Origin of the sequence: Marinobacter sp. F4216, assembly GCF_019931195.1 — a bacterium.
GTDB lineage: Bacteria > Pseudomonadota > Gammaproteobacteria > Pseudomonadales > Oleiphilaceae > Marinobacter > Marinobacter suaedae.
This window is the reverse complement of record NZ_JAIOUO010000003.1, coordinates 534,449-551,913: the sequence shown is the minus strand read 5'-3', so window position 1 is coordinate 551,913 and position 17,465 is coordinate 534,449. Positions and strand designations below refer to the sequence as shown.

Genomic DNA, 17,465 nt, shown 5'->3' with positions numbered 1-17,465 from the left:
CGAGGCAGGTGGCGCGTGTCCGGTAGCGTGTGTGAGTGGTTCCGAAGAACGGCGTCGGAGCCTAATTCAGCTTAGACCAGATTTTGCCGGAGCGGCGCCAGGCGCGGAGTTGCGGTACAGTACGCCTGAATTCCTTTCAGATGGAGATGAAAGCATGCCCGATCGTCCCGCCAAGCCGGTGTCCGCCTCTGCGGTGGAGCAGCACGTCTACAAGGTGTTTCCCAACGACATGAATTCCCACAACACGGTGTTTGGCGGAATGATCATGGCGAAGTGTGACCGGCTGGCGTTAGTGGTGGCAGAGAGGCACTCGGCCCATGTGTGTGTGACCGCAGCGGTGGATTCCATCCACTTCCGCGCACCGGCCAAGGGAAACGATACCCTGCTGTTCAATCTTTCCCTGAACCGCAGTTGGGGATCATCGATGGAAATCGGTGCCCGGGTCGAGGCGGAAAACAGCTACACCGGCGAGGTCCGCCATATTCTGTCGGCCTATTTCACCTTCGTGGCGCTGGATGAGATCGGCAAGCCTGTGGATGTACCCCAGGTGATTCCGGAAACGGACGCGCAGAAACGCCGCTTCAGTAACGCGGGCATTCGCCGGGAAGGGCGACTGAAAACCCGGGAACAGCTAACCGCCGGTTGAGGCTCAGATACCCGCGTCTTTAACGTTCTCCATCACCACAAAGGTGCTGGTTTGTTGCACGTGGGGCAGGGCGGAAATCTGTTCGCCAAACACCTTTCGGTATTCGGCCATATCCCTGGTGCGAACCTTCAGCAGGTAATCGAAGTGGCTGGCTATCATGTGGCACTGCTCCACCGCCGAGATTTTTCGCACGGCGTCATTAAAGGCAGACAATGCGGCACTGCTGGTGTCCCCAAGTGTTACCTGGGCAAACGCAATGTGTGACTGCCCGAGCTTGCTCTGGTTAACCAGTGCCGTGTAGCCGGTGATGTAGCCATTCTCTTCCAGCCTGCGCATTCTGACCTGGCACGGGGTTTTGGATAGCCCCACCCGGGAAGCCAGCTCGGTCACTGTTATTCGGGCATTTTTCTGCAATTCACGAATGATCGAGTGATCAATTCGGTCCAGTTCGACCATAGCTCGGGTTCTCAATGAAATGAATGACTGGTTAGCCCTGAAACTATAACCAATTGTCCTGTCTATCTGTATACCATGGTCGAAATGACTTCAATATTGGCGCGGTACAGTCCGAGAGCCCCTGAAAGTTCTTGCTTTGACCACTATCATGAGGAGTACCCTGATTCGTGTAAGTTGTAGAAAGGTCCGGTACCGGAGTGCCTTGAAGGTAAAACGCCTAAAATGAGTAAGATCAAGAAATAAAATAAATTCCAGGCGCTGTAAAACGACCTTTTGTCACGTTTTGGAGGCTCTAATAGGAAAATCGTCTTTGTTCATCCCGGTAGAATTTCCGGCAGACGAATAACATATAAGAGGGTGAGACTATGAGACCGCAGCGATCAGAAATTCCTGCTCTTGAAGACAGCCGTCAGGCGGTTCGTGATTATTACCTTGCTGACGAGCACAAGGTCATTCATGAACTGATTGCTGGCGCGGAACTGTCTCAAGCCGAGCGCGACGCTATTTCCAAACGTGCGGCCGACCTGGTACGCAGTGTTCGCAAGAACGCCAAGCCCACGATCATGGAAAAGTTCCTCGCACAGTACGGTCTCACCACCAAAGAAGGTGTTGCCCTGATGTGTCTGGCCGAGGCCCTCCTGCGGGTTCCGGACAGCATGACCATCAATGACCTGATCGAAGACAAGATCACCTCCGGGGCTTGGGGCAGCCACATTGGCAAGGCCTCGTCCCAGCTGATCAACACCGCCACCATTGCGCTGTTGATGACCAGCAACCTGCTGAAAGATTCAGAGCGTGGTGGTGTCGGCGACACCCTGCGCAAGCTGCTCAAGCGCTTCGGTGAACCGGTGATCCGCACCGTGGCAGGTCAGGCCATGAAGGAGATGGGCCGTCAGTTCGTGCTCGGTCGCGATATTGAAGAAGCCCAGGAAGAAGCTCGGGAATACACCGCCAAGGGCTACACCTACTCCTACGACATGCTGGGCGAAGCGGCTCGCACCGACGACGATGCCAAGCGTTACTACGACGCCTACTCCAAGGCGATCGAAAGCATCGCCAAATCCTGCAAGGACGATGTTCGCAAGAACGCCGGTATCTCCGTCAAGCTGTCCGCCTTGCTGGCTCGCTACGAGTACGGCAATAAAGAGCGGGTCATGAATGAGTTGGTGCCCCGTGCCCGCGATCTGGTGCGCAAGGCCAAAGCCGCTAACATGGGCTTCAATATTGACGCCGAGGAACAGGACCGGCTGGACCTGTCACTGGACATCATCGAAGCACTGGTTTCCGATCCCGAACTGGCCGGCTGGGATGGCTTCGGTGTGGTGGTGCAGGCCTACGGCAAGCGAGCCTCCTTTGTTCTGGACTGGTTGTATGCCCTGTCCGAGAAGTACGACCGCAAGATCATGGTGCGCCTGGTCAAAGGCGCCTACTGGGATGCCGAGATCAAACGCTCCCAGGTGATGGGTCTGGACGGATTTCCGGTCTTTACCCGCAAGGCCTGCAGTGACGTGTCCTACATGTCCTGCGCAACCCAGTTGCTCAACATGGCCGACCGCATCTACCCGCAGTTCGCCACCCACAACGCGCACTCGGTGTCCGCCATCCTGGAGCTGGCGAACGCCAAGGGCGTGAAGAACTACGAGTTTCAGCGCCTGCACGGGATGGGCGAGTCCCTGCACGATGAGGTGATCGCTGTCAGTGGTGTTCCCTGCCGGATCTATGCACCGGTTGGCCCCCACAAAGATCTGCTGGCGTACCTGGTTCGCCGACTGCTGGAAAACGGGGCCAACAGTTCCTTCGTGAACCAGATTGTCGACACCAGCATTACGCCGGAGGAAATCGCCAAGGATCCCATTGATGTGGTCGTGGCGATGGGGGACAACATTTCCAGCAAGGCGATCGTTCATCCGTTCAAGCTGTTTGGCGACAAGCGTCGCAACTCCAAGGGCTGGGACATTACTGACCCGGTTACCGTGGAAGAGGTCGAAGCCGGCCGTGGTGCCTTCAAGGATCATCGCTGGAAAGGTGGCCCGCTGATCGCCGGTGAGGTTGCCGGTGGCGAGGTTCAGGTGGTTCGTAACCCGGCCAACCCGGACGACCTGGTGGGCCACATGACCCAGGCTTCCGACGCCGATGTGGATACTGCGATCAAGGCTGCACAGGACGGCTTTAAAGGCTGGTCTGGAGTGTCCGCCGAAGAACGCGCCGCCTGTGTTCGCAAGGTTGGTGACCTGTATGAAGAACACGCCCACGAACTCTTTGCCCTGACCACCCGGGAAGCTGGCAAGTCCCTGCTGGATGCCGTGGCTGAGATTCGCGAGGCGGTAGACTTTGCCCAGTTCTATGCCGACGAATGTGTTCGCTACAAAGATGACGGTGAAGCCCGCGGCGTTATCTGCTGTATTTCACCGTGGAACTTCCCGCTGGCCATCTTCACCGGCCAGATCCTGGCCAACCTGGCGGTGGGTAACACCGTGCTGGCCAAGCCGGCCGAGCAGACCGCGCTGATCGCCTACCGGGCGGTTGAGCTGATGTACGAAGCGGGTATCCCGAAAGACGCCATCCAGCTGGTACCGGGCACCGGTGCCACTGTGGGTGCGGCACTGACTTCCGACTCCCGGGTGACCGGTGTGTGCTTCACCGGCTCCACTGCGACGGCCCAGCGCATCAACAAGGTCATGTCTGAAAACATGGCGCCGGATGCGCCACTGGTGGCCGAAACCGGTGGTCTGAACGCCATGATCGTCGACTCCACCGCGCTGCCGGAGCAGGTGGTGCGTGATGTCCTGGCGTCCTCCTTCCAGAGTGCGGGCCAGCGCTGTTCCGCCCTGCGCATGCTGTATGTGCAGAAGGACATCGCCGATCACCTGCTGGAAATGCTTTACGGCGCCATGGAGGAGCTGGGCATCGGTGACCCGTGGCTGTTGTCCACAGACGTGGGCCCGGTCATTGATGAAACCGCTCGCAAGAAGATCGTCGACCACTGCAAAAAGTTCGAGGATCAGGGCAAACTGCTGAAGAAACTGCCGGTGCCCGATAACGGCCTGTTTGTGTCGCCGGCGGTGCTGAAGGTGTCCGGTATCGAAGAGCTGGAAGAGGAGATCTTCGGTCCGGTACTGCACGTGGCCACCTTCGAAGCCAAGGATCTGGACAAGGTGGTTGATAGCATCAATGCCAAGGGCTACGGCCTGACCTTTGGTATGCACAGCCGGGTGGATCGCCGGGTCGAGCACGTGGCCAGCCGCATCAAGGTCGGTAACACCTACATCAACCGGAACCAGATCGGTGCCATCGTCGGCTCCCAGCCGTTTGGTGGTGAGGGGTTGTCTGGCACAGGCCCGAAAGCGGGTGGTCCTCAGTACGTTCGTCGCTTTATGAAGGGCGAAACGACCGTGGTTTCAGCCGACACCGGCGCCAAGAGCATTGGCGCGAGCAAGCTGCAAAAGCTGATTGATCAGGTAGGGGCCATGAAGGCACCGAGGCCGGAGGCTCGCGAAGCTCTGATCAAGCCGATTTTTGGCGCTGTTCCGGCCCCGCTGGACGCGCACAAGGAAGAGTTGCCCGGGCCGACCGGTGAGCTGAACCGTTTGTCTAACCACGCGCGTGGTGTGGTCCTGTGTCTTGGTCCGGATCGGGCAACAGCTCTTGAGCAGGCCGGCACGGCCCTGTCACAGGGCAACCAGGTGGTGGTCATTGCGTCCGGTATCGAAGGTGCTGTGAAGGATGCCGCCAGGGCTGGCCTGCCGATCACGGGCGCCGAGGGCTTGCTGGCATCGGATGCGCTGACGCAGGCGAGCGGTTTCGAAGCGGTGGTGAGCTGTGCGGATCAGTCCCTGCTGCGGGAATATCGTCTGGCCCTGTCCAAGCGTGATGGTGCTCTGCTGCCGTTGATAACCGAGCACAAGCTGGATCAGCGCTTCGTGATTGAGCGTCACCTGTGTGTGGACACCACCGCAGCCGGTGGTAACGCCAGCCTGATTGCGGCTGCCGAATAAGCTCAGTCGGCAGATAAAAAAACGCCCGGTGGTTATGCCCCCGGGCGTTTTTTGCAGGTATCCAGTATCGGCTCCACAAAGGGCTTGTGTTCCCGAATCTCCTCCATGGTCAGGCCATTCAACTCGTAAGGAAACACCAGCCAGTCATCGGTGCGGTGCAGGCAGTAATCAGGCTGCAGGTTGGTTTGGTTGTACGCGGGACGCTGCCACAGAGTGGCGACTTTCAGCTCCCGGGCCATGTTGCGCTTGCAGTTGCGCTCCAGCTTGTCGATCACAGCCTTGATGTTCAGGCCCGTGCTGAAGACGTCATCCACAATCAGCAGACCGTCGTCCGCGTTCAGGTTTTCCAGCAGGTACTGGGTGCCGTGCACCCGGATTTCCGTGTTCGGAGAGGCCACCATGTTGTGGTAGTAGGGTTGCCCCCGGTAGGACGTGCGTACGGCGATGTGGTCTGTCTGGACGCCAAGTGTCTGCAGGCATTCCTGGACGTAGATGCCGATGGAGCTGCCCCCGCGCCACAGACCCACGATAAAGGTGGGGCGGAAACCACTCTTGAATATCTCTACGCCCAGCCTGAAGGCATCGAGGATCAAGTCTTCTTCTTCCAGATAGTGTTTGTTCATGCTAATCCTGGTTGCCCCTTTTTTCGTCTGACGGTTGCCAAGTGGGCACTGGAGCGAGAATATACCCGATCGCCCCGAAATTGCGACTCGTGAGAGACCCATCGGCACATGAGCAAGAAACAGTATCTGACCGCGCAGGGACTTCTGGAGGACTCCTATCGTCTGGCTGCCAACATCGTTGCCAGCGGATTCCGGCCTACCTTCATGATTGCCGTGTGGCGTGGCGGAGCCCCCATCGGAACCGCCGTTCAGGAGTTCCTCGACTTCCACGGTATCAGCACGGACAACATTGCCATCCGCACGTCGTCCTACAGCGGAATTGATGAGCAGAGTCGGGAGGTCAAGGTATTTGGTCTGAACTACCTGGTCAAGAACGTACGGCATGAGGACCGCCTGCTGATCGTGGACGATGTCTACGACACCGGGCGCTCGATTGAAGCCATTATCAACGAGCTGCGCACCCGGGCCCGCCTCAATACGCCGGCCGACATTCGTGTTGCGGTTCCCTATTACAAGCCCAGTCGGAACCAGACGGACCGAATCCCGGACTACTATATGCATGAAACCGAAGCGTGGCTGAAGTACCCGCATTCGCTGGAAGGGCTGACCCGGGAAGAAATCGCCGAGAACCGGCCTGCCATCTACGAGATTATCCGCGAGCATCTTCCCGACTGAGCCGCAGACCGGGGCCTGCGGCGTTCAGTTTCAGCAGGCGCCGCATACACATTCATGTACCCAGAGATGAGAGAAACAACCGCTATGTCACTTCCACCTTGCCCCAAATGCCAATCCGTGTACGTGTATGAAGACCAATCGAATCTTGTCTGCCCCGAATGCGCACACGAGTGGAATCCATCGGAGGTAGCTGCGGAAGACGCATTCGTTGTCCGGGATGCCAACGGGACTGTCCTGGAAGAGGGCGATAAAGTCACTTTGATCAAAGACCTGAAGGTAAAGGGCAGCTCGCAAGTGCTGAAAATCGGCACCAAGACAGTGATTCGAAGAATTGTCGAAGGCAAGGATCACGAACTTGACTGCAAACTGCCGGGGGCGGGCGAAATGATGGTGACAGCCAAGTTTGTTAAGAAGGTGTAGTCAGGCAGCTATAAAACGATCGACTCCGTTTCCCCAATGACGACAGGTAACCCTACTTGATGACTGCTCACAATCGGCAAATCGTACTGTTGGACGGAGGCATGGGACAGGAGTTTGTGCGGCGCAGTCGCCACCCGGTTTCGCCTCTCTGGTCGGCTCAGGTGATGCTGGATGAGCCGGACCTGGTTCAAACCGTCCATCGGGAATTCATCGAGGCGGGCGCCCGTGTCATCACGCTCAACAGCTACAGTGCCACGCCGCAGCGTCTGACCCGCGATGGTGAGTCCGGTTGGTTCGAGCCGCTGCAGGCCGCGGCGCTCATCGCCGCCGCCCGGGCCCGTGAAGAAAGCGGAAAGGACGTGCGCATTGCTGGCTGCCTGCCGCCGCTGGTGGCGAGTTACCATTATGAACTGGTGCCTGACGATGCCACCTGCCTGCGGGATTATCGCCGCATCGTGGCGGCCCAGGCCAAAGGCGTCGATTGTTTTATCTGTGAGACCCTCTCTCTGGCACGGGAGGCGCGGATGGCGACCGTCGCCGCAGCGGAAAGCAATCTGCCGGTGTGGACCGCTTTCACCGTGGACGACGAGGACGGCAGTCGCCTCCGCTCCGGCGAATCGTTGGTCGAGGCGGCCCGGGAGGTCGCGGCTGTCGGTGCCGAGCGGGTCCTGGTCAATTGCTCGGCCCCCGAGGCAGTCACCACCGCCATGGCCGAACTGGCCGGGCTCGGCATTCCGTTTGGCGGTTACGCCAATGGCTTCGAATCTGCGCCCAAGCTGCAAGCGGGCGGCACCGTGGATATCCTTACGGCACGCTCGGATCTCGGTCCCGACGCCTACGCTGAGCACGCGCTTCGCTGGGTAGAGCAAGGCGCGACCCTCGTTGGAGGCTGTTGCGAAGTGAGTCCGGCGCATATTGAGGCTTTGGCCAATCGTCTGACTTCGGCAGGATACCGGCTGGTCTCTTCCTGACCCATTCCCGTGACCAACACCTTTCCCCGTCGTTTTCTGTCAAACAACGAACTTAGATCGCCAGACGTTCGCCATCGTCCGGTGCCAGCGCCTTGGTTGCCGTGATGATGTGCGCCGGCACGCTAAACTCCACGGTGCCATCCGGAAGCTGATATGCAGACAGCGCGGATTCGGCCTCTCGAATGACCGCTTCGGTCTGCTCGTCCGTCAGCGCCACACCGGCAAACGGAAACCAGCCCCGGATATCGGCCTGCACCAGATCGGTCAGGCTCGGGAATCGGGCCGTCTCCATCAGGCGTATCCTGCTGTAATCGTGAATGCCGGCCTGGGTGAAGAGGTCGTCCAGCGTGTCCGGGTCGCCGAGTGAAAAGGGGGCCGCCAATAGATGGCCGACTTCGGGTGATACGACCTGTGTGTAGATTTCAGAAAGGGTCCGGTAGACCGGCTGCTGGTCGAAACCATCAAACACCGTCACCACCAGATGGTGTTTGGGTTTGAGCACCCGAATCATTTCTCGTAACGCGGTTGCCGGATGCTCAAGCAGCATCAGCCCGAACTGGCAGAGCACGGCATCAAACTGGTTGTCGTCGAAGGGAAGGACTTCTGCGTCACCCTGTTGCCACGTTATGTCGGCGGATTTTCGGCGGGCTACCGCGAGCATGCCCGGATTCAGGTCATAACCGATGACTTGCCCGTCTGGGGCGACCTGTCGTGCAGCGCCGAGGGTTAGTTCGCCCGGGCCGCAGGCCACATCGAGCACGTTGAAACCCGGTTTCAGGTGAGCGTGTTCGAGGGTCTGGAAATTCCAGGGAACAAACAGTGTTGGGGTGAGGCGTCGGTCGTACTCCTGCGCGACCTGTTCGAGTTGCTCTGGTGTTAAGTCCGGCATGGTGCGGCCCCCCGAGCATCGTTCTCTTGGTGGGGTGCAGTGATAAAACGCCCCACAACCTGATTTAACTCTAGTCCGGTCAGGGGTGGCTGTCGACCGCTGGTGGGGCTTGTGGGGGATGAAGGAAAAAGATCCGAAGGGGCATTTTGCCCCTTCGGTTGTTCACTCAGTCGGTGTGAGCGTCCTTGTACAGGGACTTTCTTGGCTCTGCGAACACTTTGCGAACCATTGGTTCGAAGTAGGACAGAGGCAGGGTTTCCGCCTCCGGATCAAAGGCCGGAGAGTCGTACTTGCTGACGAATTCGATTGTCCGCTTGAAGTGCGGATGTTCTTTGTATTCGTTCCGCATGTCACGGTCCATGCCCAGGTAATGGAAGAAGTGGTAGCCCTGGAAGATGGCGTGGTGCTTGATCATCCAGTGGTTAGCGTCGCTCACGAATGGTTCCAGCAGCACGGCGGCAACGTCGGCATGGTTATAGGTACCGAGGGTGTCACCGATGTCGTGCAGCAGGGCGCACACGACGTACTCGTCATCTTTGCCATCCCGGTGGGCCAGGGTGGCGGTTTGCAGGCAATGGGTCAGCCTGTCTACCTGAAAGCCGCCAAAATCGCCCTTCAGCAGCTGGAGATGTTCCAGGATGCGGTCGGGCAGGGTCTGGGCAAATTTTCCAAAGGAATCGGCAATGATCTTCCAGTCTTCGGCGGTGCCGTCCTTCATGTGGGTGAAGGTGGCCTGGGGTGCAGTAACGTCACTCATCAGAAATCTCCTTTACTTCTCGTAGCCGGGGTTCACCCGGTCCAGCTTGCGAAGCAGTCCCGGCCAAGCCAGTTTGCCACCCAGGCCGCGAGTTGCCTGCGAGGCCTGCTGCTGAATCGTATCGACAATACCGGCAGGTACCGGTGTCAGTTCCCGGTTGCCCGACAGTGCCTGAATCTGGATTTCGCAGGCTGTCTGCAGGACATACATGCCCAGGAACGCATCGGCCACGCTGGAACCGGTGGTCAGCAGGCCATGGTTGCGCAGGATCATGAAGTTGTTGGTGCCCAGGTCTGCCTGCAGGCGCGCCTTTTCATCTTCCCGCAGCGCCACACCTTCGTAGTCGTGGTACGACAGGTTGGAGAGCGGGAACAGGCTCTGCTGGGACAGCGGAAGCAGCCCTTCCGACTGGGCGGAAACGGCAACCCCTGCGCGGGTATGGGTGTGCATCACGCAGGCGGCGTCTTCGCGAACGGCATGAACCGCGCTGTGGATGGTGAAACCGGCTGGGTTTACATCGAAATCGTCCGGGTTGATCTTGTTGCCTTCCTGGTCGATGCGCACCAGGCTGGATGCGGTGATTTCATCGAACATCATGCCGTAGGGGTTGATCAGGAACTGGTGGTCCGGTCCCGGGATGCGCACGGAGATGTGGGTAAAAATCAGATCGTCCCAGCCGTACATCGCAATCAGGCGATAGGCGGCAGCCAGGTCCACACGCAGCTGCCACTCTTCGGCACTGACCTGGTCTTTCTTGGAGGGGATTTCGATACGCTCAGACATGGCGGTCTCCTTCATTGTTCGTTTGCCCTTGTGGGATTCCTGACGTCAGTTTAGGTCGTGGAGGGAGCGATCCACTGTCAAATGGTTTACATTTGGTTCAGGTGTTCGTAGGTTTTGATCATGTCTGAATTAAGCGATGTTTTAAGAGCCTGCCCGCTGTTGGGTGGCCTGCCCGATAAAGGCTTCGCGGAGGCCGAGATGATGGCCCGCTGGCGCAACTTTGGCGAAGGCGAGCCCATCTATGAGAAGGGCTCCATGCAGTCGTCATTGTGTGTGATCGCGCAGGGGCAGGTGCGCATCAGTTCGGTGAACTCGGAAGGCCGGGAGGCCACGCTGATTATTTTCGGGGCCCCGGCCTGGATCGGCGATGCGGTCTTTTCACCGGGAATGCCCAGGGTGTATGGCGCCACCGCCCACGAGAAAACCCGACTGGTGGAGTTGCCGGGTGAAGGGTTTCGCCGGCTGCTGGAAACCTACCCGCAAGCCTATCCGAAGGTGCTGGATCTGATCAGTCAGCGGCTGTGGTCGGTCATGTCCATCATTGCGGACGACGCCCTGCAGGGCATTGCCACCCGGATCGGCCGACGTCTGTTGTTCCTGGCACAGCTTCAGGGCGCCGATGGGCTGACGTCCCATCCGGTCACGTTTCAGCTCACCCGGGAGCACATCGCCAACATGATGGGCATGACCCGGCAGGGCGTTCATGGAGCGATCAAGCAGTACGAAGAGGCCGGGCTGCTGAAACTGGAGTACGGCCGGGTGACGGTCACCGATCCGGTTGCTCTTCAGGCGTTTCTGAAAACGCTTCCGGGCTGACCGAAACACCCTGGCCGGTGCTTTCCTCGTAGAAAGCGCCGGTCAGATTCGTGGCTACTGGTTGAGGTATTGGGAAAGGTGCAGCACGAAGGTGCCGTCCTGGTTGACGCTGTAGCCGGCGTACAGGCGGTTGCCATTGATTGCGACGCTGCCGGTGGTGATCTGCACATACTCCCGAAGGCTGGATTCTGCCACCCGGTTGCCATCGGAATCGTATTTGGCGTTCATGCCGTCACCCACGATGAACAGCTCGCCGTTGGACAGCTCCGCATCACTGACAATGCCCTTCTCCCGCTTGTTCCAGATGACCCGGCCTGCGGCATCGAGCTTGACGATTCGATGGCCGTCTTCATTGGATGTCGTCAGCAGGAGGTCTCCACGGTTGTCTTCGAACACCGCCGGTCGGCCGGGCAAACCGTAGCTCTCGTAAGCGGGCGAGAAAGACCTGGACCACAGCAGCTGGCCGCTCGCGGAGAAACGGGACAAGTGCGACGCGCCATTATCTTCCAGCGCATTGATGGCAACCAGATCACCCTGCTGGGTAAAACGGGTTTCGCCAAAGGCCCAGTCCCGATCGGAAATTCGCTGGTGCCAGAGCTGCGCGCCACTGGCGTTAAAAAGGGTTACGGCGGAGCCGCCACCCAGAGCCATATCGCCGTTCATGTTCACGTCCACGGAGCGGGCCACATGGTAGGGGTGTTCTATGGCAAGCAGCTGGTTGCCGGCCAGGTTGAACACCCGGGTCTGGGCACCCGTGACGTAGAGTTTGTCGTTTTCCAGGGTCAGCGTGCGGTACTCGGTGTTCTCCCCCAGGTCCTTTCGCCAGCGTTCATTGCCGTTGGCGTCGAAGCTGATCAGATAGTTGCCGCTTGCCGACTCCTGATCACTGACCACCCGGAACTGCTCCAGCAGCATGTAGCTGTTGTCGGATGAATCCAATACCAGCTTCAGAGGGCTGTCGTCACTGTCATAACCAGTGGTGGACAGGTCCAGAACTCGGGACCAGACTCGATTGCCGGAGGCATCAAACTTCACCAGCGCAACGTCGTGGATGTGAAGCTCCATGGACGCTCTGATGGTGCTGGCCGCAACGAAGATGTTGCCGTAGCTGTCGACGGCCATGTCGTCGAACCAGGCAAGACGATCCGGCTCTTCACTGGCTTTCGGGTTAAAGGTCGCGACCCACTCAGGGGTGATGGTGGCCCTGCAGGCAATCAGCACGGTAACGGTAAAAAGAAGAACGGGTAATTGACGCCATGTATTACGGGGCATACTGCTATCCTTGCGTAGTTGAACATCTCCTGTTGAAACGAAAAAGCACCTGAAAAGCTTGCAGTTTTCGTCCAATAGAGAGCATCCTACCGATCCAAAGTAGTACATTCATACTAATTTTATGGGTACTCGCCACCCAGCGTTGCGGAGCCGTGCTGTGTTGTCACTCAACTGGTCGTTATTATCTGCCTTCATTCCCACGTTCTTTGTGGTGTCCATTACACCCGGTATGTGCATGACCCTGGCGCTGTCCATGGGTATCACTATTGGTGTGCGCCGGGCCCTGTGGATGATGGCCGGTGAGCTGCTGGGGGTGGCGATCGTGGCAACGTCGGCGGCTATTGGTGTGGCGGCCTTCATGCTGAAATACCCCACCGCGTTTGCCGTGTTCAAGTATGCCGGTGGTGCCTACCTGGCCTGGCTGGGTATTCAGATGTGGTTTTCCAAAGGTCGAATGGCGATGCCGGAGGAGGATCAGTCGGCGGTTGACCTGTCACGCTGGCAACTGGCGTTTCAGGGCTTCGTGACGGCCATCGCCAACCCCAAGGGGTGGGCCTTCTTTGTAGCCCTGTTGCCGCCGTTTATTGATAACAGTCTGCCGATGACGTCCCAGTTGGCGGCGCTGATCCTGATTATTCTGCTGCTGGAATTCATCTGCTTGCAGCTCTACGCCCACGGTGGGCGTGGCTTGAGGGCATTGTTGCGTCAGGGCAATGGTGTTCGCACGGTAAACCGGGTGGCCGGAAGCCTGATGATCGCGGTGGGGATCTGGCTGGCGTTCGGGTAACGCCCGATATCAGAACGTGCCGGCGTAGCGCTCGTGCAGGATACCAACGCGATGCACGTAAGCCTTGGTTTCCGCATAGGGTGGCACGCCCTGATAACGGGAGACCGCACCGGGGCCGGCGTTGTATGCGGCGGTTGCCAGGCGAATGTCGCCGTTGAAGCGCTGCAGCATTTTGGCCAGGTAATTGGCACCCCCGCGAATGTTCTCGGACGCAACGAGTGGATTCACGACGCCCAGTTCCCGGGCCGTACCCGGCATCAATTGCATTAACCCCTGAGCTCCCACTGGAGACAGCGCCTTTTCATTGAACGCGGATTCGGCGTGGATAACGGCCCGGATCAACGCAGGGTCAACGCCGTACTCGCGGGCCGCGGTCAGGATTTCATCACGATAGCGTTGCTTGAACAGAGGGGTTCTGCGCCAGTCGACGCTGGATTCCGGATCGCAGGCATAGCAGTAGAACCGGATGACTTCGAACTGGTCACTGCTGGGGCGAACGCTGCTGTAGGCCACAACGCCGTGGTCATCCTTGTAGCGATACACTGTGTCGTTACCGGTCGAGGCGCGGGGCTGGCTCTTTTTAACATTGGTGAATTCGACCGTGCCATCGGGGTGCACGATGCGGGCAATCTCTGCCTGAGCCACGGCAGCCGTGAGCATACAGGTCACAAAGGTGAGTGTGGCAAGCGGAAAAGCTGATCGCGTCTGGCCAGTTGTCATTCGTTATCCGTGCGGCTACTGCAGGCTGACTGAAAGAAAAAGCGTCATTCTTTTTGCCGGATTATACGGCTTTGTGCCAGCCTTGAAACCGCACGGATTGTCGGAAAACTGTTACTTTTCGAGTACTGCCGGCCAGTTCTCATTCGCCGTGCGGATGAAGTTCTCGGTATCTTCCAGCCACTGGTCCTGAACGGACTGGTTGTAATTCAGGTACAGCTTGCCATCCTTGACGGTCCAGTGCTCCGGGTCGCCCTTGGCGAGGTAACCCTGGCTGACCGCCCAGGCACAATAGCCACCGTATTGGGGTACATAGGCATCAGGATCGGCCTCAAACTTCGCCTTGTGTTCGGCACTTGCAAAGCGCCAGCTGACGCCCAGGTATTCGGCTGAGTGGTTGCTGGAGCCTTCGGTTGCCTCGCCATCCTCGAAGTAACTAACAACGTCATAACCGCCGGCGCCGGTATTGGAGAGAAGGCCTGTGTAAACCGGATCCTCGGCGGCGACGGCTGCCGCCGAACTCAGGATCAGCGCCAATGACACGGCAAAGAAATGGGGTAGAAAACGATAAGCTGTCTGAAGCATGGTGTCCTCCTTGAGACATTGATTATAGTTTTCAGACCAAGGTTAGACGGACTTGTTACAATCGGCCGCCAAACAATTTCCCCGGAGTAAACATGCCCTTCCTCAAGACGAATCAAAACATTGTTCTCATCGGTATGCCCGGCAGCGGCAAGAGCACCGTTGGGGTTCTGCTGGCCAAGCGGCTTGGTATGGGCTTTGTAGACACTGACCTGCTGATTCAGGAAAAGGCCGGGCGCACCCTGCAGGACATCGTTGATGAAGATGGCTACCAGGCGCTTCGCCACATTGAGGAGGAAGTGCTGCTGGAGCTGGATGTGCACCACCAGATCATCAGCACCGGCGGCAGCGCGGTCTACAGTGACGCGGCCATGGCGCGCCTGAAAGGCAACGGTGTGGTGGTGTTTTTGGATATTCCTTTGGACCTGGTGATCCAGCGTATTGGAGATTACAGCGCCCGGGGTATTTCCCGCAGGCCGGACCAGTCACTGGATGACCTGTTTGACGAGCGGTTTGCGCTGTACAGCCGATATGCGGATATCTCGATAAAAGGCGAGGGCCGAAGCCAGGATGAAGTCTGCGAAGCGGTCGTTGAACAGATTTGTTCCGGTAAGAACATGGCGCTTTAACCGGACGAGACTTTAAGCCCGTTCGGGTCGATTGCAACTGATGCAAAGACCCGAACGGTGGTGACTCACTAAACCTTTGGTCCGCGCCCTCGAACGACGTTCGCTATGAGGGAAATCACCAGAAGAACAATGAAAATAAAAAACAGAATTTTCGCAAATTCTGTCGCCGCGCCGGCGATACCGCCAAAGCCCAGAACACCAGCGATTATTGCTACAACGAGACAGACTATCGTCCAATAGAGCATGGTTTTTCTCCTGCTGGAGCTACGTTGTAACTCTAGGAGAAGGCCACCAGAAAGCTAGCTTTCAGCCGCGATTTCTCGCAACGCTTCCATCAACACTGTCGGTTCCTGGGCACCGGAGATCAGGTACTTCTGGTTGATGATGTAAGCGGGCACCGCAGATACCCCGGCCTGCTGGTAGCGAAGCTCTTCCTCGCGCACTGCGTCTGCATAGCGATTGGAACTCAGAACGGCTTTTGCCTCTTCGGCGTCCAGCCCTACCTGTTCAACGCAGGCAAGCAGCACGTCAGTGTTCGAAATGTTCTCTGCCCGTCCGAAGTAGGACTCGAAAAAGGCCAGTTTCAGTGCGGTCTGATCGCCTTGTTCAGCGGCCCACTTGAGCAGGCGGTGTGCGTCGAAGGTGTTGCGGGTGTGACGCTCCTGAAGCTTATCGAAGTTAAGCCCTAACTCCGCCGCAATCGCCGTCATCTGGGCCTGGTTGGCCTTCATTTCTTCTTCACTTCGGCCGTACTTCCGTGCCAGTGCCGGCAGGATGGGTTCGCCGTCACCTGAGGAGTCCGGGTTCAACTCAAACGCCCGCCACTGGACGTCAAATTCCAGTTCGTCCTGCAACTCGGTCATGGCTTTTTCCAGCCGCTTGTAGCCGATGGCGCACCATGGGCATGCGATGTCCGAAACAATGTCGATATTTACCTTGGTCATGGCACCTCCCGTTAACAACCTGGCTGCACAGCCTAACGTAACTGGCTTGGGGTTGTCGTCCTTACGTCGGGGTGCTGGCTTCCGGTTCACTAACCAGGCGAGTGCCGGACCAGTTCTCCATCAGGCGGCAGGTGATGAGATCACCGGTAACGTTAATGGCAGTACGGCACATGTCCAGAATCCGGTCCACTCCCATGATCAATGCAATGCCGCTGGGAGGTACGCCCACCGTCTGAAGCACCATCGCCAGTATCACGATGCCGACACCCGGCGTGGCCGGGGACCCCACTGAGGCACCTACCGCCATGGCCACCACCAGGGCCAGGCTGCCGACACTCAAGTCCACGCCATACACCTGGGCCAGAAACACCGTTGCGACGGCCTGATACAGCGCCGTGCCGTTCATGTTGATCGTGGCCCCGAGTGGAATCACGAACTGGGATACGGACGGCCGAACGCCGAGCTTGTCCTCAGCGGTGCGAATCGAAAGTGGCATGACTGCCGCGGAGCTGGAGGTGGAAAACGCCAGCAACAGCACATCCCGGGTGTCTTTCAGGAACCGTTTGGGTGAGTCACCAACAACGAGCTTCAGGATCAGCATGTACACAACCAGCATCAGCAGCAGGCCGATGATGACCGTCAGCACGTAGGAGGCCATGCCTAGCATCGCCTGAAAACCGAGGGTGGTGGTCAGTTGAGCCATCAGTCCGAACACCGCGATGGGCGCCAGGCGCATGGCCCAGCCGACTACCGTCATGCAGATCTGTTGCAGGGAATCCAGCAGGTCCAGCATCGGGCGGGATTTCTTTGGGTCCATGCTGACCAGCGCCACACCCACAATGATGGAAAAAATCACCACCTGCAGCATTTGCCCTTCCACCATGGCGTCCAGCGGATTGCCCGGCAGCAGGCCGATCAGGGTTTGCGGCAGTTCCAGAACGTCCGGAAAGTCAGAGCTGGCGGATGCGGCGGCGACTGACGGGGAGGGCGCGGTGGCGGCCAGCCCGGTCATCATGGCGCCCGGGTTCATAACACCGCCGATCCACAGGCCAATGACGGCAGCAACCGCCGTCGTAATGACAAAGAAAATCGTGACCCGGACGCCCAGCGTTCGTAACTGTGCCAGGTCTTCGCTGGCGGCGAGACCACGCACCACCGAGGCAATGACCAGCGGAATCACAATCATCTGAATGGTGGCCAGGAACAGCTGGCCGGGAAACGCGAGCCAGTTGCCGACCAGGCTGCCCGTCGCAGGCTCCACCAGACCCACGGACGGCCCCAGCAGGGTGCCGGTGACAAGCCCCATCAGCATGCCGATCAACACCTTCAGCCACAGCCTGCCCTTGACCAGACCGGACAGGTAACCGCTTAAATGGCGGAGTTGTTGGGGGTAATAGCCGTTGTTTTCCATGCCAGTCAGTCGTCCGTGTGCGGTGGGCTACGGGAAGTATAGGGTATTGGATAATGAGACCCGACTCTCAGCCCTGAGCTGAATCAATAATG

At 58.4% G+C, this 17,465-nt stretch carries 19 protein-coding genes; 8 read left to right on the top strand and 11 right to left on the bottom strand.

What is annotated here, in order from left to right; all coding sequences use genetic code 11:
- Positions 1-154 precede the first annotated feature (154 nt).
- A complete protein-coding gene (locus tag K8I84_RS07995; RefSeq protein ID WP_223794216.1) occupies positions 155-646 on the top strand; it encodes an acyl-CoA thioesterase in 492 nt (163 codons plus the stop codon).
- 3 nt (positions 647-649) lie between these two features.
- Here the strand turns inward: K8I84_RS07995 and K8I84_RS07990 are convergent, their stop codons facing one another.
- Positions 650-1,102, bottom strand: coding sequence for an Lrp/AsnC family transcriptional regulator (locus tag K8I84_RS07990; RefSeq protein WP_223794215.1), 453 nt, complete (start codon positions 1,100-1,102; stop codon positions 650-652).
- 365 nt (positions 1,103-1,467) lie between these two features.
- Between K8I84_RS07990 and putA the strand changes: the two genes are divergently transcribed.
- Entirely contained in the window at positions 1,468-5,097 is a 3,630-nt protein-coding gene (putA, locus tag K8I84_RS07985; RefSeq protein ID WP_223794214.1) for a bifunctional proline dehydrogenase/L-glutamate gamma-semialdehyde dehydrogenase PutA, read from the top strand.
- A gap of 32 nt (positions 5,098-5,129) precedes the next feature.
- Here putA and K8I84_RS07980 read toward each other — a convergent pair whose 3' ends face one another.
- The gene (locus K8I84_RS07980) at positions 5,130-5,720 is read right to left on the bottom strand and encodes a phosphoribosyltransferase (RefSeq protein WP_223794213.1); all 591 of its coding nucleotides are present in this window, start codon (positions 5,718-5,720) and stop codon (positions 5,130-5,132) included.
- A 108-nt stretch (positions 5,721-5,828) separates the two neighbouring features.
- Between K8I84_RS07980 and K8I84_RS07975 the strand changes: the two genes are divergently transcribed.
- From K8I84_RS07975 to K8I84_RS07965, 3 genes are all read left to right on the top strand, one after another.
- Entirely contained in the window at positions 5,829-6,395 is a 567-nt protein-coding gene (locus tag K8I84_RS07975) for a phosphoribosyltransferase (protein WP_223794212.1), read from the top strand.
- Between the two features lie 84 nt (positions 6,396-6,479).
- Complete coding sequence (locus tag K8I84_RS07970; protein ID WP_223794211.1) at positions 6,480-6,815, top strand: zinc ribbon domain-containing protein YjdM; 336 nt, start codon at positions 6,480-6,482, stop codon at positions 6,813-6,815.
- Between the two features lie 59 nt (positions 6,816-6,874).
- Positions 6,875-7,786: a homocysteine S-methyltransferase family protein gene (locus tag K8I84_RS07965; RefSeq protein WP_223794210.1), complete on the top strand. Its 912-nt coding sequence runs from the start codon at positions 6,875-6,877 to the stop codon at positions 7,784-7,786.
- Between the two features lie 52 nt (positions 7,787-7,838).
- Here K8I84_RS07965 and K8I84_RS07960 read toward each other — a convergent pair whose 3' ends face one another.
- From K8I84_RS07960 to K8I84_RS07950, 3 genes are all read right to left on the bottom strand, one after another.
- Complete coding sequence (locus K8I84_RS07960; protein ID WP_223794209.1) at positions 7,839-8,675, bottom strand: class I SAM-dependent methyltransferase; 837 nt, start codon at positions 8,673-8,675, stop codon at positions 7,839-7,841.
- A gap of 166 nt (positions 8,676-8,841) precedes the next feature.
- Positions 8,842-9,432, bottom strand: coding sequence for an HD domain-containing protein (locus tag K8I84_RS07955; protein ID WP_223794208.1), 591 nt, complete (start codon positions 9,430-9,432; stop codon positions 8,842-8,844).
- Between the two features lie 12 nt (positions 9,433-9,444).
- Positions 9,445-10,215, bottom strand: a complete 771-nt coding sequence (locus K8I84_RS07950) for a class II aldolase/adducin family protein (protein WP_223794207.1) — start codon at positions 10,213-10,215, stop codon at positions 9,445-9,447.
- Positions 10,216-10,335: 120 nt separating this feature from the next.
- Here K8I84_RS07950 and K8I84_RS07945 point away from each other — a divergent pair, with 120 nt between their 5' ends.
- Complete coding sequence (locus tag K8I84_RS07945; RefSeq protein WP_223794206.1) at positions 10,336-11,031, top strand: Crp/Fnr family transcriptional regulator; 696 nt, start codon at positions 10,336-10,338, stop codon at positions 11,029-11,031.
- Between the two features lie 54 nt (positions 11,032-11,085).
- Here the strand turns inward: K8I84_RS07945 and K8I84_RS07940 are convergent, their stop codons facing one another.
- Positions 11,086-12,303 (bottom strand): PQQ-like beta-propeller repeat protein, encoded by a 1,218-nt coding sequence (locus K8I84_RS07940; RefSeq protein WP_223794205.1) that lies wholly within the window; start codon positions 12,301-12,303, stop codon positions 11,086-11,088.
- 157 nt (positions 12,304-12,460) lie between these two features.
- Between K8I84_RS07940 and K8I84_RS07935 the strand changes: the two genes are divergently transcribed.
- Positions 12,461-13,090 carry a LysE family translocator gene (locus K8I84_RS07935; protein ID WP_223794204.1) on the top strand — a complete coding sequence of 210 codons (630 nt, stop codon included), beginning with the start codon at positions 12,461-12,463 and terminating at the stop codon, positions 13,088-13,090.
- Between the two features lie 9 nt (positions 13,091-13,099).
- On the opposite strand, the gene K8I84_RS07930 is transcribed toward K8I84_RS07935, so the two are convergent.
- Together K8I84_RS07930 and K8I84_RS07925 are read right to left on the bottom strand one after the other, a co-directional pair.
- The gene (locus tag K8I84_RS07930; RefSeq protein WP_223794504.1) at positions 13,100-13,750 is read right to left on the bottom strand and encodes a lytic transglycosylase domain-containing protein; all 651 of its coding nucleotides are present in this window, start codon (positions 13,748-13,750) and stop codon (positions 13,100-13,102) included.
- 171 nt (positions 13,751-13,921) lie between these two features.
- Entirely contained in the window at positions 13,922-14,392 is a 471-nt protein-coding gene (locus K8I84_RS07925; RefSeq protein ID WP_223794203.1) for a YHS domain-containing (seleno)protein, read from the bottom strand.
- Positions 14,393-14,484: 92 nt separating this feature from the next.
- Between K8I84_RS07925 and K8I84_RS07920 the strand changes: the two genes are divergently transcribed.
- Entirely contained in the window at positions 14,485-15,018 is a 534-nt protein-coding gene (locus K8I84_RS07920; protein WP_223794202.1) for a shikimate kinase, read from the top strand.
- Positions 15,019-15,086: 68 nt separating this feature from the next.
- On the opposite strand, the gene K8I84_RS07915 is transcribed toward K8I84_RS07920, so the two are convergent.
- From K8I84_RS07915 to K8I84_RS07905, 3 genes are all read right to left on the bottom strand, one after another.
- Positions 15,087-15,263, bottom strand: a complete 177-nt coding sequence (locus tag K8I84_RS07915) for a DUF1328 domain-containing protein (RefSeq protein ID WP_223794201.1) — start codon at positions 15,261-15,263, stop codon at positions 15,087-15,089.
- Positions 15,264-15,317: 54 nt separating this feature from the next.
- Positions 15,318-15,962, bottom strand: a complete 645-nt coding sequence (locus tag K8I84_RS07910) for a DsbA family oxidoreductase (protein WP_223794200.1) — start codon at positions 15,960-15,962, stop codon at positions 15,318-15,320.
- Positions 15,963-16,023: 61 nt separating this feature from the next.
- Positions 16,024-17,373, bottom strand: coding sequence for a dicarboxylate/amino acid:cation symporter (locus K8I84_RS07905; RefSeq protein WP_223794199.1), 1,350 nt, complete (start codon positions 17,371-17,373; stop codon positions 16,024-16,026).
- Positions 17,374-17,465: the final 92 nt, after the last annotated feature.